The organism is Clostridium ljungdahlii DSM 13528, from assembly GCF_000143685.1.
GTDB lineage: Bacteria > Bacillota > Clostridia > Clostridiales > Clostridiaceae > Clostridium_B > Clostridium_B ljungdahlii.
In genome coordinates this window covers 2,914,162-2,928,357 of sequence record NC_014328.1, presented here as the reverse complement: position 1 = coordinate 2,928,357, position 14,196 = coordinate 2,914,162, and the positions used below count along the sequence as shown (strand labels likewise).

The 14,196-nt window shown below is 29.6% G+C and carries 18 protein-coding genes; 12 read left to right on the top strand and 6 right to left on the bottom strand.

Annotated features, from left to right (window positions below; genetic code table 11):
* Positions 1-8: 8 nt before the first annotated feature.
* Both CLJU_RS13040 and CLJU_RS13035 read left to right on the top strand, forming a co-directional pair.
* Positions 9-557: a LytTR family DNA-binding domain-containing protein gene (locus tag CLJU_RS13040; RefSeq protein WP_013239294.1), complete on the top strand. Its 549-nt coding sequence runs from the start codon at positions 9-11 to the stop codon at positions 555-557.
* Positions 558-588: 31 nt separating this feature from the next.
* On the top strand, positions 589-1,023 hold the full coding sequence (locus CLJU_RS13035) for a hypothetical protein (RefSeq protein ID WP_023161954.1): 435 nt from the start codon (positions 589-591) through the stop codon (positions 1,021-1,023).
* 68 nt (positions 1,024-1,091) lie between these two features.
* Here CLJU_RS13035 and CLJU_RS13030 read toward each other — a convergent pair whose 3' ends face one another.
* From CLJU_RS13030 to CLJU_RS13020, 3 genes are read right to left on the bottom strand one after another with little or no spacing between them, the layout of a single operon-like run.
* On the bottom strand, positions 1,092-1,541 hold the full coding sequence (locus CLJU_RS13030) for a hypothetical protein (RefSeq protein ID WP_013239292.1): 450 nt from the start codon (positions 1,539-1,541) through the stop codon (positions 1,092-1,094).
* A gap of 36 nt (positions 1,542-1,577) precedes the next feature.
* Positions 1,578-2,753 carry a 4Fe-4S binding protein gene (locus tag CLJU_RS13025; protein WP_013239291.1) on the bottom strand — a complete coding sequence of 392 codons (1,176 nt, stop codon included), beginning with the start codon at positions 2,751-2,753 and terminating at the stop codon, positions 1,578-1,580.
* Positions 2,750-3,385 carry a sulfite exporter TauE/SafE family protein gene (locus tag CLJU_RS13020; RefSeq protein WP_013239290.1) on the bottom strand — a complete coding sequence of 212 codons (636 nt, stop codon included), beginning with the start codon at positions 3,383-3,385 and terminating at the stop codon, positions 2,750-2,752. The genes CLJU_RS13025 and CLJU_RS13020 overlap by 4 nt, the downstream gene beginning before the upstream one ends.
* A gap of 246 nt (positions 3,386-3,631) precedes the next feature.
* On the opposite strand from CLJU_RS13020, the gene CLJU_RS13015 reads away from it, so the two are divergent.
* Positions 3,632-4,198 (top strand): hypothetical protein, encoded by a 567-nt coding sequence (locus CLJU_RS13015; RefSeq protein WP_029170006.1) that lies wholly within the window; start codon positions 3,632-3,634, stop codon positions 4,196-4,198.
* Positions 4,199-4,234: 36 nt separating this feature from the next.
* Here the strand turns inward: CLJU_RS13015 and CLJU_RS13010 are convergent, their stop codons facing one another.
* Positions 4,235-4,870: a phosphoribosyltransferase gene (locus tag CLJU_RS13010; protein ID WP_013239288.1), complete on the bottom strand. Its 636-nt coding sequence runs from the start codon at positions 4,868-4,870 to the stop codon at positions 4,235-4,237.
* Between the two features lie 133 nt (positions 4,871-5,003).
* Between CLJU_RS13010 and CLJU_RS13005 the strand changes: the two genes are divergently transcribed.
* The 3 genes from CLJU_RS13005 (at position 5,004) to CLJU_RS12995 (ending at position 7,433) form a co-directional block, all read left to right on the top strand.
* Positions 5,004-5,468, top strand: coding sequence for a GreA/GreB family elongation factor (locus CLJU_RS13005; protein ID WP_013239287.1), 465 nt, complete (start codon positions 5,004-5,006; stop codon positions 5,466-5,468).
* Positions 5,469-5,641: 173 nt separating this feature from the next.
* Positions 5,642-6,112, top strand: a complete 471-nt coding sequence (locus CLJU_RS13000; RefSeq protein ID WP_013239286.1) for a MarR family winged helix-turn-helix transcriptional regulator — start codon at positions 5,642-5,644, stop codon at positions 6,110-6,112.
* Positions 6,099-7,433, top strand: coding sequence for an acyl-CoA thioesterase/bile acid-CoA:amino acid N-acyltransferase family protein (locus CLJU_RS12995; RefSeq protein ID WP_013239285.1), 1,335 nt, complete (start codon positions 6,099-6,101; stop codon positions 7,431-7,433). The genes CLJU_RS13000 and CLJU_RS12995 overlap by 14 nt, the downstream gene beginning before the upstream one ends.
* A gap of 63 nt (positions 7,434-7,496) precedes the next feature.
* Here CLJU_RS12995 and CLJU_RS12990 read toward each other — a convergent pair whose 3' ends face one another.
* On the bottom strand, positions 7,497-7,832 hold the full coding sequence (locus CLJU_RS12990) for a winged helix-turn-helix transcriptional regulator (RefSeq protein WP_013239284.1): 336 nt from the start codon (positions 7,830-7,832) through the stop codon (positions 7,497-7,499).
* A gap of 277 nt (positions 7,833-8,109) precedes the next feature.
* Between CLJU_RS12990 and CLJU_RS12985 the strand changes: the two genes are divergently transcribed.
* The gene (locus CLJU_RS12985) at positions 8,110-8,757 is read left to right on the top strand and encodes a flavodoxin family protein (protein WP_013239283.1); all 648 of its coding nucleotides are present in this window, start codon (positions 8,110-8,112) and stop codon (positions 8,755-8,757) included.
* Positions 8,758-8,817: 60 nt separating this feature from the next.
* Here CLJU_RS12985 and CLJU_RS12980 read toward each other — a convergent pair whose 3' ends face one another.
* Positions 8,818-9,360 (bottom strand): CGNR zinc finger domain-containing protein, encoded by a 543-nt coding sequence (locus CLJU_RS12980; protein ID WP_013239282.1) that lies wholly within the window; start codon positions 9,358-9,360, stop codon positions 8,818-8,820.
* A 129-nt stretch (positions 9,361-9,489) separates the two neighbouring features.
* On the opposite strand from CLJU_RS12980, the gene CLJU_RS12975 reads away from it, so the two are divergent.
* The 5 genes from CLJU_RS12975 (at position 9,490) to CLJU_RS12955 (ending at position 14,189) form a co-directional block, all read left to right on the top strand.
* Complete coding sequence (locus CLJU_RS12975; RefSeq protein WP_013239281.1) at positions 9,490-10,431, top strand: 4Fe-4S double cluster binding domain-containing protein; 942 nt, start codon at positions 9,490-9,492, stop codon at positions 10,429-10,431.
* A gap of 67 nt (positions 10,432-10,498) precedes the next feature.
* On the top strand, positions 10,499-11,212 hold the full coding sequence (locus tag CLJU_RS12970) for a histidine phosphatase family protein (RefSeq protein WP_013239280.1): 714 nt from the start codon (positions 10,499-10,501) through the stop codon (positions 11,210-11,212).
* Positions 11,213-11,417: 205 nt separating this feature from the next.
* Complete coding sequence (locus tag CLJU_RS12965) at positions 11,418-12,215, top strand: alkaline phosphatase family protein (RefSeq protein ID WP_013239279.1); 798 nt, start codon at positions 11,418-11,420, stop codon at positions 12,213-12,215.
* Between the two features lie 28 nt (positions 12,216-12,243).
* A complete protein-coding gene (locus CLJU_RS12960) occupies positions 12,244-13,350 on the top strand; it encodes an extracellular solute-binding protein (protein WP_013239278.1) in 1,107 nt (368 codons plus the stop codon).
* Positions 13,323-14,189: an ABC transporter permease gene (locus CLJU_RS12955; RefSeq protein ID WP_013239277.1), complete on the top strand. Its 867-nt coding sequence runs from the start codon at positions 13,323-13,325 to the stop codon at positions 14,187-14,189. Before CLJU_RS12960 ends, CLJU_RS12955 begins: the two co-directional genes overlap by 28 nt.
* Positions 14,190-14,196: the final 7 nt, after the last annotated feature.

Below are 14,196 nucleotides of genomic sequence, written 5' to 3'. Positions count from 1 at the left end.
GTTTTATCATGGAAATGAATTTAATTTGTTCTGAAAATATGACCAGAGTATTAGAAGAAATACTTAATACTCGGAAAATAGAAATTAGTAAGGATGCCAATGTGTGTGTAATTGAAAAAGGATTTCCTTTAGAAAAGGGAAAAATAGGCATATATTTTGATATGACGACCATAAATGTTTTAATGGATTATTTAGATGAAATTTCAACAAGTAAAGAGGAGTTTAAAAATATAATTACAGGAAGATGCGAAAAAGATGAGCTTAAGGTATTAACTTATGATGAAATTTACTATTTTGAAGCTATGGGTAATGACGTTTTCGGTAGAACAAGGGACAAAAAATATAAAGTAAAGGAAAAGCTTTATGAGTTAGAAGAAAAACTAGAAAGTAAAGGCTTCATAAGAGTGAGTAAATGTTTTGTTGTAAATATAGAAAAGGTAGATCGTATAATTTCTTGGTTTAATAGTAAGCTTATATTAAAAATTATGAATATAGATGAAGAAGTTTATGTTACACGAAAATATTTGAACGATTTTAAGAAATTCCTCGGCGTATAGAGAGGTTTATAAATTTTGAGGTGATTTGAATATGAAGGAAAACGTAAAAGACTTTTTATTTAACTTAATAATATCTGTATTTATTGGATTATTTGTTGGTATGTGCCAAGTAACGGTTGTAAATATGAATGGCGTAGTTGCGTCTATATTAATTATATCTTGTATACTTGGTGGTGTTATCGGAACAATTTCCAGGTTTGTATTCATTTATATGCTTGGGATAAAACAAATTGATGCAAAATTATCTTTTTTAGCAGTGTTTGTTATAATAGGAGTTATTTCATATATACCATCCTTATATAACTATTTAGTTTATGATGAAAAAATTGTAACAGTGACATTAGCCTCAATTTTAATATCAGCGGAATTTTTAGGAATGAGTTTTTGCTACTATTCCTATAAAAAATATTTGAAGTTCAATTTAAAACTTATAAATAAGAAGAAGCAACTAAGAGGAAATCATTAAATGTGTCAAAAAGTAACTAAATAAAAGTAAGGTTCAAAACTCTATGTGAACCTTACTTCTTATGTTATCTACTTTTTTAAATTTACTCTGACAGCATATCCAGTCGTTATTTTATATACTCCCTGCAGAGAAACTACATTTTTATTTAAAGATTTAAATTGAGATTTATCATTTTTAGTGTCGTATTTAATATAAAAATCATACTTACCATCCCCATCAAAATCTATACTTTGAGAAATTACTTTAGGTATATTTTTACCTGTATAATCAATTTCAACAAAGCCTTTAGATCTATCAGAAAAAAGACCCTGAAATACAGGTTTGTGTATTTTTATGTTATAATCCTTGAAAGAAATAGTCTTATTTACTTCACCGCCAGTATATATAGGAGAAACTTTTATTGAAGTTATATTAACAAACTCTTTAGCCCAGAAGTCAGTAGCTATAAAAGTGGCTAGTACTACAAATAAGGATAAAACAGCAGCAGTATACCCTAAAAAAGCTTTCAATTTGATCATTTTTAATCCGCCTTTCTTTTTATTATTTAATTACTTCTAAAAAAAGCTGCCTGTAGTTATAAGTCTTAAAAGTCTATATACTCCCTTAATCATAGTCCCACCACCAATTGTAAGTGCAAAAATATATGCAGGATAGAGAAATAAATATCTGGATAAATTAGTTTTCACACCTGTTTTTGTACCTTTTATGTGATAAGATACAGCAGAAGCAGGACAAGTATCTATACATTTTCCGCATTTGGTACAGGTAATTAAAGCTTTTCCATTTGCAAGACTGTTCTCATCTATTGAGTAAGTTGGACATTCTCTTACACACTTTTTGCAATTTAAACATTTATTTTTATCTATTCTTATTTCAAATATATTTATTTTATTAGAAAAGGATTGGAAGGCTCCGAAGGGACAAAATAGTCCGCATTGAGTTCTTTTTCCAGTAAGTATAGGCAGTATTATAACTAAAATTAAGAATAAGGAGTAAAAAACAATAGTTTTAATTAATACTATTGTGGAAGTTATTTGTTCTGCTTCCGTAACTGCTTTAAAGGGACAAAGCCAATCACAGTAAACAGGAGCAAGAGTAGCAGCAGACAATAAAACAATAGATATTAAAATAGCAAAGGATAAATAAGTCCACTTCCTATTTATTTTCAATTTTGGCTTTTTACATAATAAAGAACATCCTTCATCAAATCCTCCATAAAAACAAGCCCAACTGCAAAAGCCTCGTCCAAAGGCTATACTAGCGCCAAGCCAAATTACTATCATACTTGCAATGCTAGCAAATCCAGTTAAAAGTGAGCCGGGGAAAATTATGGTTTTGGTTAAAGCAGCAGGTATTATAATCATTGGAATTACCATATGGCAAAATGGAGTTTCTCCATTAATAAAAGTGGATTCATTATAGAAAATACTTCCTCTAAGTTCTATTAAATTAGTCATAAAACTGACTGCAAAAAGTAAGGCATATATTACAAAAAATATCCTCCTATATTTATAAGTTTTCTTTGTGTACACCATAAGAAAAAATATTATATTTATAAAAACATAGCCTATGGAAAAAGAAATTCTCATTAAAGGTTCCTTTGGAAGGGAACTGCCGCCGCTTAACAAAACAATACTTAACAGTAATATTGGTATACAAGCAGCTACTGATTTTGCAAACTTTTTGCCTGTACTTGTTTCTGCTATTTTTTTAGTTTCTAAATTATTCAATTTAACATCATCTCCTTAAAAAGCATCATTATTCCTGAATACATGTAAAACACTCCAATTATTAAAGAGCACATTTGACCTATTAATTTAATTTGCTTACCTTTTAAAACACCTATAAATGGAATGGGTATAAAATAAACAGCAGTGCCTACGAAAAAGGCAGCAAAGTATAAAATACTGCTGAGGATATTAGTAAAGAAAGCAGCATCTGAAAAAGCTAAAATGAATGGAGGACATACATTTATACCTGTTAAAAAGCCTAAAAGCACTACAGTAGTAAAGCCTTTTTCTTTATTTGAGTAGTTAGAAAACTTACTAAAGTATTTAATATTGCAAAATCTATGCGACTTTGAAAATGTGTAAACTATAAGTGTAAATGATAAAAATATATAAGATAGTGCAAATATAATTCCTTTAAAGTGAGATTGTTTTATTATAAAGTTTCCTGTAATCCACGCTAAAATAGCAAATAGTATATAACCAAGAAGTCTTCCTAACATGAATTTAGATAAACAAATAAAATTCCATTTTGTCTTTTTATCTTCACTTAAAATATAGGGAACAAATACAGGAATACAAGAAGCAAGGCAGTAGCCTCCGCTTGAAAGTCCTAAGATAAATCCTTTGAACATAAATTAACCTCCTTTTCATTACAAATTTATTATATTGAGTTTTATAAATGTAAACTATAGATTTCTTTTAACATGCAATATAGAGTATATAAGATGCATTTTTAAACATTGCAACTCAAATTAAGAAAATTTTAAGTTATGTATATAGAAAAAGCATATTAGTATATTTGAGAATTAATTTCTAGAAATTTAATATACATATAACTATAAGGATAAGTTATGAATTTACGAGGTAGGGGAAATTACATGGAGAATAGGCAAATCTTAATAGGCCAGTTAGAAACAATAAGAAAAATAATAATTAGAATTAATGGGTTAGATCAAGAAAGAGTTAAGTATGAGAAAAAAGGAAAGAGACCAGTTCAAATTTCAGGGAGTTTATTTGTTCTTTTCCTTTCATTTGGAATAATTTCAAAGGAATCTTATAACAGCGTAGCTTCTCTGAGTAGTTTTTTTATTGGAAAAGATGTGAATACAAATATTTTTAAGTATTATGCATCACGATTTACTGCAATTTTAGCAGGTATATTTATTTTAACAATTATATATAGGTTAGTTTCTAAACAAATAAATAGTAATATAATTGACCAAATTGTTATTGACATTCAGAAACTACGCACACGTATTGAACAAAATGGGGTTGTACATAGTGACTACTGTAATGAAAATGCGTTAAATGCATTTATAGGATATTTAAAACGTGGGCAAGCAAGAAACTTGCAGGAGTGCATAAATTGTTATACAAATAGTCAATATGTAGATAGAATTGTCAATGGATTGGAAGGTATTCGAAGTTCTATATCAAAGAAATAAAATTTAGTATTTTGTAATGTAAAAAAGCAAATTAAATTATCTCTTTTCTAATTCACGCATTATAGTAAAGACTTCCTCATCAGTAGTTTGTTCAAAGTTTTTATAATGTAAGCCTACAGCATAAAATTCATCGGGTATAAATAGGCATATAACTTCATCTACAAATTTCTTCAATAAAGAAATTGTATCTCGTGGAGCTACTGGTACAGCTAGAATGATTTTTTTTGCAGCGTGTTTTTTGATTGACTTTATAGCGGCCTGTATTGTAAAACCCGTTGCAATTCCATCATCAATAATTATTACTGTTCTATTTTTTACATCAGGAAAATTTTCATTTCCTTTATATTTATTTAATCTCCTTTTAATTTCTTTTATTTGCTTAGATATTTCCTTTCCTATATAATCTTCAGATATATTTAGCACATTTATAGAACCTTCATTCAAAAGATAGGTTCCATCTGAAGATACAGCACCAATGGCAACTTCTTTATTACGAGGTGAACCTATTTTCCTTGGAATGATTAAATCCCATTCGAATCCAAATTTTTTTATAGTTTCATAAGCTGTTACTATTCCTCCTCTTGGAATGGCAAGAACAATAGGGCTTTCATCTTTAAATTTTTCAAGCTCTACAGCAAGTTTTTTCCCAGCATCTTTTCTATCTACAAACATAGTATCAACTCTTCCTTAAATTTTATATAGATTAGTTTAAGTTGAAACTATAGAATTATGCAAGAAATTTTAAATTTTTCTCTATATATTATATAATAGTAACATAATATATGGCAGGGAGGTTTGTCCTTATATGAAGAATATACTGACACAAGAAAATATTGACAAGTTAAGAGAAGAATTAGACTATAGAATGACTGTAAAAAGGGCCGAAATAGCAAAGGAAAAATTAGTAGCTGCTGCACATGGTGATAGGTCTGAAAATGCAGAGTATAAAGAAGCCTGTGCAAACTACAGAGAAAATGACAATAGAATCCAGTATCTATTAAGTATGATTTCAACTGCAACTGTAATAGATGTTAAAAGTGCGGATAAATCGGTAATAGGTGTTAATAGTAAATTTAAAATTAAATTTGTAGAGGATGAAGATGAAGAAATTGTATCATTAGTAACTACTATAGATGCTGACCCAGAAAATATGCTTATAAGCATAGAGTCGGATTTAGGAAAAGCATTAGTAGGAAAAAAAGTTGGAGATACAGTTGAAGTTGATGCTCCAAGTGAAAAATATACGGTAGAAATATTAGAAATGCTATAGTAAGTTTTATTTTAAATGATACATACAGTATTTATAAAATAGTGTGCATAGGTTTATATTTATAAGACCCATGCATACTATTTTTATTTAAGCTATTGATTTTTTATAAAAAGGGGTATACTATCTAACTAGACAACATGTTGTCTAGTTACTAAATCTTAAGGAGGAAACAAATGAATCGGTTTTATATACAGCAAATTTTTGCAATAATTTTTTATCTATCAAATAAGGTTCAAGTAGAAGGAGATAAACTGGATGAGAGAATAACAGTTCGTCAGTGGATGGTACTTTTAACAATTTTACATTTGCCAGAAAATGAGGCCTTTTATAGCAATATAGCAGAGAAGATGGGATGTTCCAAGCAAAATGTAAAACATATTGTTGTAAATTTAGAAAAAAAGAACTATGTAATTTTAGAAGAAAATAAGAAAGATAAGCGGTCAGTTAACATTAAAATAACTCAAGATTGTATGAAAATTATTAAAGAGTATTATGAAAAAGGAAATAAACTCATGAGCACTATATTTAGAGACTTTGATGATGAAGAATTAGAGACATTGTGGAAACTTTTAAATAAATTAGCTGCTTATGATGGGTCTAACTGGACAGGTTATGGAGAAATAGCAGATTTTGATAGAAGGTAGAGGAGAAGCTATGAATAATGATAATTGTACAATAAAAATAACACCAGAAGTATCAAGAGTAGATGAGCCAGTTGATATAAAAATAAATGGTCTTCCCAAAAATGAAAAAGTTATAATTCGTGCTGTAAGCAGCGATTACTATTGTATTAATGCTTCTATACTTGAAATAGGAGATAACACGTTGTGGGAGTCTTATGCAGTTTTTGAAACAGATGAATGTGGAAATATTAACTTTGAAAATGCAGTGCCAGTTGATGGAACTTATAGTAATTGTGATAAAATGGGATTATTTTATTCTATGAGGCCAAAGCAGATCCGTAAGAGCAAGTTAATACAAAAGTTAAGTAGTATAAATGAAAATAGAAAGTACAAAATTACATTTACAGTAGAGAAGAACGGAAAAATAATTGGATCAAAGGAACATACAAGGGTTTACTGTGATGACACAATTAAAAGTATTGATGTAGTAGAAAAAAATCTCTTAGCAAGATATTTTACTTCTAAAGATAATATAAAACACCCTGCAATAATTGTTTTAAGTGGAAGTGATGGCAGAATTGAAAAAGCACAGGCAATTGCTGAACTATTTGCCATGAGAGGATATTCTGCATTAGCGGTTTGTTATTTTGGACTTGAAGGAACACCAGAGGATCTTAACATGATACCTCTTGAGTACGTTGAAAATGCAGTAAAGTGGCTAAAGAGGCAGGATACTGTTGACGAAAACAAGATAGCTATATATGGAAGATCTAAGGGTGGTGAACTGGTGCTCCTTGCAGCATCTATGTTTAAAGATATCGCCTGTGTTATTGCAAATACTCCAAGCTGTTACGTATATGAAGGAATTAAAAGTAATAAACTTCCATCCCATCATTCTTCATGGATGTATAGAGGTCGCGAAATACCTTATTTAAAATTTAATTTTCATATTATACTGAGATTGATAATAAAAATGATGAAAAAAGAAAAAGGAGCACTGGCATGGATGTATAAAAAACTAATTGAAGAAGGCGATAGGGACAAGGCTACTATTGCATTAGATAAGATAAATGGATCTGTTTTAATGATATCATCAGCAGCAGATGAAATATGGCCTTCAAAAATGCATTCAGAAACAGTTTGCAGTATATTTGAAAAATCACATTTTAAACATGAATATAAGCACATTACCTTTGCAAAGTCAGGTCATATATTGACAGTGCCTTTTCAGTCAATATATCCATCAGAGAAATATCCATACGATGTAGAAAGTTGGGCAAAGGCAAATATGGACTCGTGGAATGAGACAATTAAATTTTTAGAGAAGTGGGCAAGTAAATAAATATTAAATATGAAATTTTATTGAATTGAAACATTCCACTTTGTTTACAGTCACTTCATTTTCTTAAATTGATGTCATTGAATTATAATATTCAATTGCCCAATTACATAAAGTTGATAAAACAGGTAAAAGGGTTTTACCCTTTTCTGTAAGAGAATATTCTACTTTAGGAGGAACTTCAGCATAGACAAATCTATTCACTAATTGATCTTCCTCCAATGCTCTAAGCTGCTGAGTAAGCATTTTTTGAGTAATATTTGGCAAGGCCCTTTTTAACTCACTGAATCTCAGAGTATTTTCACCTAAGTGCCATATAATAAGAGGCTTCCATTTGCCACCTATGATATCTAAAGTTAATTCCATGGAGCAGCTGTATTCATTGCCTTTGAATTTCAACATTTATTATATTTAGTGATGACACATATAATTTAACAGAACTTTATTATATTGTCATCGCTAATGTTCACCTCTCTTCATTTTATAATAATTAGTTATTATAAGTATACAAATGGGTACTATACTACTAAAAAGTACCTACTTCCCTAAAATGATAGTACAGTATATAATATCTCTTGTAAAGTAATTTACAACATTAATTTGAAATTACAACAGAAATATGAAATTTTATTGAATTAAAAACTATGTAAACTTATTACACGAGAAGGAGGATTGTGATATGAGAGTAATAGCTATTAATGGAGGTCCTAGAAAAAATCATAATACAGCAACTTTATTAAATAAGGTTCTTGAAGGAGCTGCTTCTCAAGGGGCTGAAACAGAAATTATCCATCTGTATGATTTAAACTTTAAAGGTTGTGCTAGCTGTTTTGCATGTAAATTAAAAGAAGGTAAAAGTTACGGTAAATGTGCCAGGGTAGATGATCTTTCTCCTGTACTAAAAAGGCTGGATACAGCAGATGCAGTGGTTTTAGGTTCACCTATATATTTGGGTAATGTTACGGGTGAAACAAGATCATTTATAGAAAGGCTATTTTTTCCGTTGATAGAGTATACTAATCATCCTACACTTCTACCTAGAAATATTCCTGCAGCATTAATATATACAATGAACATATCTGAAGAGAAAATGAAAAATATATGTTTAGATAAATATCTTGAATCTAACGAAATGCTATTTAAAAAATTCTTTGGAAAATGCAAAACATTGTATTGTACTGATACTTACCAATTTAATGATTATTCAAAGGTGGTTTCAGATATGTTTGATTATGAAAAAAAGTTAAAAAGGCATAAAGAAGTATTTCCCAAAGATTGTGCTAAAGCATTTGATATAGGAATTGAATTTGTGAAACACAAGATTTAAAGGAAGTAAATATATTTGGATTGTTTCCAAATGACATGATCAAATTGGGATTTGATCATGTCATTTTTTTTGCTTTCTGTTTTCTCTAAATCTGCGAACTTTTATAAGAGTTGCGCAGGTATTGTCACACCATTTTCGTGTATGACTTTTACTTTCGTCATAAAAAACCCATCTACATTCAGGATTTTCACAAAGTTTAATTCTGTCTATATCGTATTTTGAAATCATTTGAGCAAAAGAAGAAATGATTTCAAATATGATAAAATCTGAACAGGATTTAACTGGAACAGTTTTTATGCAAAATCTATCTTCACTTTTCTCTAATATCTTATAAAATAAAGAAGCTTTAAGATAATCATTTATTTTATTTATGTCTTTTAAATCTAATGTTTTTTTTGTACATAGTTTATTTGTAACATAACTTAAAAAATCCCTAAGTTCTAATAATTTATTAATCATTGCTTTATCAGGTATATGAGTATCTGCTAAATTCCATTTTGCACAAAAATCTTTCAACCAATTTTTATCCTTTAGGGGATCCTTAAAAATTTTATGAGTTTTGTACCATTGACTATTGATGAAATCCATACATAAGAACTCCATTTTGTGTAACCTCCATTAATTATATTGACCGTTACTTGGATCGATGTTATTATTTAATTATACCAATGTAACTGTATTATGTAAAATTGATAGTTACACTATACATATTAAAAAGAGGGGTGCAGGCAAATGAAAAACTATGCAAGTAATTTCATAAAGAAGGTTGAAGAATATGGTTTTAAGGCACAAATTATCTCCTTTAAACATATGGAAGAAATAAAATTAGGCATAGAAAATATGAAACAAACTTATGAAGATATAAATGTTAATATTGGGAAGTATTTAAATAAGTTTGATTATAAAGTATCAGATGATTTTTTAAAACCAAAATCAATTATTGTTATAGCAGTTCCACAGCCAGTAGCAAGAGTATATTTTACTTTAGGCTTAAAAAGGTATGCTGTAATTATGCCGCCAATGTATTTATTAAATTCAAGCAGTGAATTTGAGAAAAAACATAAGAAAATATGTGAGATAACTGAAATTGTTGAGAAGATACTTTCCTATGAAAATTTTAAGGCAATTAAGGTTAATATTCCATGCAAGCCTTTAGCAGTAAAAAGTGGACTAGGTACATATGGAAAAAATAATATTTGTTATATAAATGGTGAAAGCAGCTTTTATTGGCTTGGAGTATATGTATCAGATATGCCCTGGGAAAATGACTCCTGGGGGGAGTATACCATTATGGACACATGTAAAAATTGTGATCTGTGTTTAAAAAATTGTCCTACAGGGGCGATAGCAGAGGATAGATTTATAGTACATGCTAATAAATGTATTACACTTCAAAATGAAGATAGCGGAGATTTCAAAAAGAGCTTAAGACCAGAGTGGCACAATTGCTTAATAGGCTGTATGAGATGTCAAATTATCTGTCCTGCAAATAAAAAGTGTATAACTAGCATAAAGAATATTACCGAATTTAATGATTGGGAGACAAGAAAAATACTTGCTAAAACTCCATTAGAGGAATTGCCAGAAACAACCTACAAAAAGCTAGAATCAATTAGTTTTATAGAAGACTATAAATTACTTCCACGTAATTTGAAAGTTTTAATAATGAAATGATTTAAAAGATAAGTTATAATAATCATAATATGGCATATATTGTGTAGATATAATTATGGAGGAGAAAATGAGCAGTAATAATAAAAGTAAAATTACTTTATATTTAATGAGACATGGACAAACCATTTTAAACAAAGCTAATAGAACTCAGGGATGGTGCGATGGAGTTCTTACCAAGGCAGGAATTGAGGTAGCTGTAAATACAGGGCTTGGACTTAGCAATGTTAAATTTAAAGCAGCCTACAGCAGTGATTTGGGTAGGGCAGTGAAAACTGCAAAAATTGTTATAAAGGAAAATAAGGTAAGTGAAAATTTACAGTTAAAAGAACTTGAAGGACTAAGAGAAATGTATTTTGGAAAATACGAAGGAGAGCTTGAGAGTATAATGTTTAACGATATACTTAGCTACCTTAATGTAAGTTCCTTTAAGGAAGCAGAAGAAAAGTATGATTTCCAAAGAGAATACTGCAATTCATGTGCAACTTTGGATGATACAAAGGAAGCGGAGTGTTATGATACAGTAATAAAAAGAGTTATGAAAACACTAACAGGGATATGCATGGAAAATTCTGATGGTGAGAGTGGAAATATACTTGTAGTAGCTCACGGTGGAATAATTAGATTGATTATTGATTATTTGGACAAGAATTTTAATGTGCGAGATATGGATAATTCAAGTATATCCAAGATTACATATGAAAATGGAAATTTTAAAGTAGAATCTGTAAATGACACTAGTTATAGTGAAAAAGGTAAAGCTATGAAATGTGTCTTGGAATAATAAAATTCAAAGTGGCATAATCAAGTAAAGTTTTATTTGATTATGTCATTTTTCATTATCTGAATAAATTTTCGCTTATAAAAATAATTTATGTTGAATTGTGGGGAATTGGATTGATTTACATGGAATTAACTTATTTGTAAAGTTGTCTTAACAAGCTAAGTGCATAATTCTAGTTGTAGACAACTTGAAAGGAGATTAGTGTATGAAAAAGTTAATATTTATATTACTAGATGGACTTACGAGAAAAGGTGCAAAAGATCATATGGGATATTTATGGCATATGGTTGAATACAAAAAAGCTAAATATGTAAATATAAGAGGTGAACTTCCCAGTCTTTCCAGGCCTTGTTATGAAACCATATTTACTGGTACGCCTGTGTGTGAACATGGTATAACATCTAATAATATTACACGCAATTCAAATATGGAGAATATTTTTTCTTTAGCTAGAAAAAGTAATTTAACTACAGGAGCTGCAGCTTATAGCTGGATAAGTGAATTGTATAATATAAGTCCCTTTAATAATATCCGTCATAGGCAACTTCATGATGATGATTTGAATATTCAACATGGTATTTACTATTTTGATGACAGTTATCCTGATACTCATTTATTTCTAGACGGAGAATATTTAAGAAATATATATTGCCCAGACTTGTTGTTGATTCATCCTATGGGATTGGATTTTGTTGGACATAAGTATGGTTCTAGTTCTAGAGAATATGAATCAAAGTTGGTTGAAATGGACAGCATTCTAGCCAATTTAATACCATTGTGGTTAAAAGATGACTATTCAATAATAGTAACTTCTGATCATGGAATGAGTGAATTAGGGAATCATGGTGGCAATGTTGATTTTCTTAGAAACTTACCCTTATTCATATTTGACAACAGTGTAGATTTTGAAAAAGAAGAATACTCACAGCTTATAGTCGCACCACTAATATGTGAAATACTTAAAATAGATCCGTCACCCTATATGAAATTTAAATTTAAGTAATAATACAAAAGTTTAAAGGAGCGAAGATATGTTTAAAAATTCTAAAAGAGCCATAATATTAAGTTTAATTGTTACATCAATATTTACATCTACACTTGCAGGATGTGGAACCAAAAGAGATGCTGTAAAAACAAATAGTAATGATGCACAGCTTCAAGTAAGGCCTACAAAAGAAGCTGTAAAAAAAGAAGGAAAACTTATTTCTTATGGTATGCCTGATACTTGGGCAAACTATAGCGAAATTTTTAAAGATGTTGAAAATCAATATGGAATAATTCATCAAGATACAGACATGACAAGTGTAGAAGAACTTTCAAAATTCAAAGCTGAAAAAGATAAACCAGTAGGTGACATAGGTGATGTTGGAATAACTTTTGGTGATATTGCTAAATCTCAAAATATAGTACAACCTTATAAAAACAAATACTGGAATGATGTCCCTGACTGGGCTAAAGATAAAGATGGATATTGGACAGGTGCTTATACAGGAACTATAGCCTTTTTTGTAAACAAGAAGCTTGTAAAAGACGTACCTCACAGTTTTAAAGAGCTTTTAAATCCTGAATATAAAAAATGTATATCTGTAGGAGATGTAATGAAGGCTGCAGAATCACAAAATGCTGTACTTGCGGCAGCATATGCAAATGGTGGAGATGAAAAAAATATTCAGCCGGGTATTGATTTTTTTAAGAAGTTAAATGCTATGGGCAATTTAAACAATGTTGATGAAAAAGTAAGCAATTTTCAAAAAGGAGAAATTCCAATTGGTATTGTGTGGGATTTTAATGCTTTAAATTATAAAAAGCAAATTGATCAAGCAGGTGATTATGAAGTCGTAATTCCTACTGACGCAACAGTTATGAGTGCTTATGTATCGATAATAAACAAATATGCTCCTCATCCAAATGCAGCTAAAGCTTTCCAGGATTATTTATTTAGCGATCAAGGCCAAATAAATTTAGCTAAGGGATTTGCAAGGCCTATTAGAAAAGTTAATATTCCTAAAGATATAAAAAAACAAATGATGCCAGATAGTGATTATAAATCTGCAAAAACTATAAAGGATTATGCTGTGTGGAATAAAACATGTAAGGAGATACCGGACTTATGGAAACAAAATATATTAGCACAATAAAAAATGAAATAAGAAGGAGAAGCCTTTTATGGCTTCCTTTCATATTTTTAATAATTTTAGTTTTATCATTTGAAATAATACCTGGAATTTATGTATTAATAAATAGCTTTATTACAAATAGTGGGATAGGACTTTCTAACTATATAAAAGTGTTTACAAGTAAATTTTATTTAATGTCTTTAACGAACGGGCTAACTGTATCTATTTGTTCATCGTTAGTTGGTTTGATTATAGGTACTTGTGCTGCAATATGCTTAAAATCGTTAAAGAAGGATATTGCAGAAAGATTAGTTTCTATTGTGAACATGACTTCTAACTTTTCCGGAGTACCTCTTGCCTTTGCTTTTATTGTATTACTTGGAGCTAATGGTTTAATTACCATATTTTTTAAAAGCAAACTAGGCATTAATTTATACAGCAGTGGATTTGACTTATATTCTTGGATGGGGATAATTCTTGTGTATATATACTTTCAAATTCCTTTGGCAATAATGCTCATGTATCCTGCTGTTTATGCAATAAATGACGATATTATAGAGGCAGCTTCAACGCTTGGTGCAAGCAAATTTACTATTTGGACTAAAATAGAAATACCTACATTAATACCTTCATTAGCTGGAAGTTTATGTATCCTTTTGGCAAATTCACTAGGTGCCTATGCAACTGCTTATGCTCTAGTTGGTTCTAATAAAAATCTAGTTGCCATAACTATTGCAAATCTTGTATCTAATGATATAGCTTCTGATCCCTCACTAGCTAGTGCATTATCTATGGTTTTAGGTGGAATTTTAATGATATTTGTTTTTGTAAAAATTAAACTTATTAAAAACATAGATTAAATTTTGG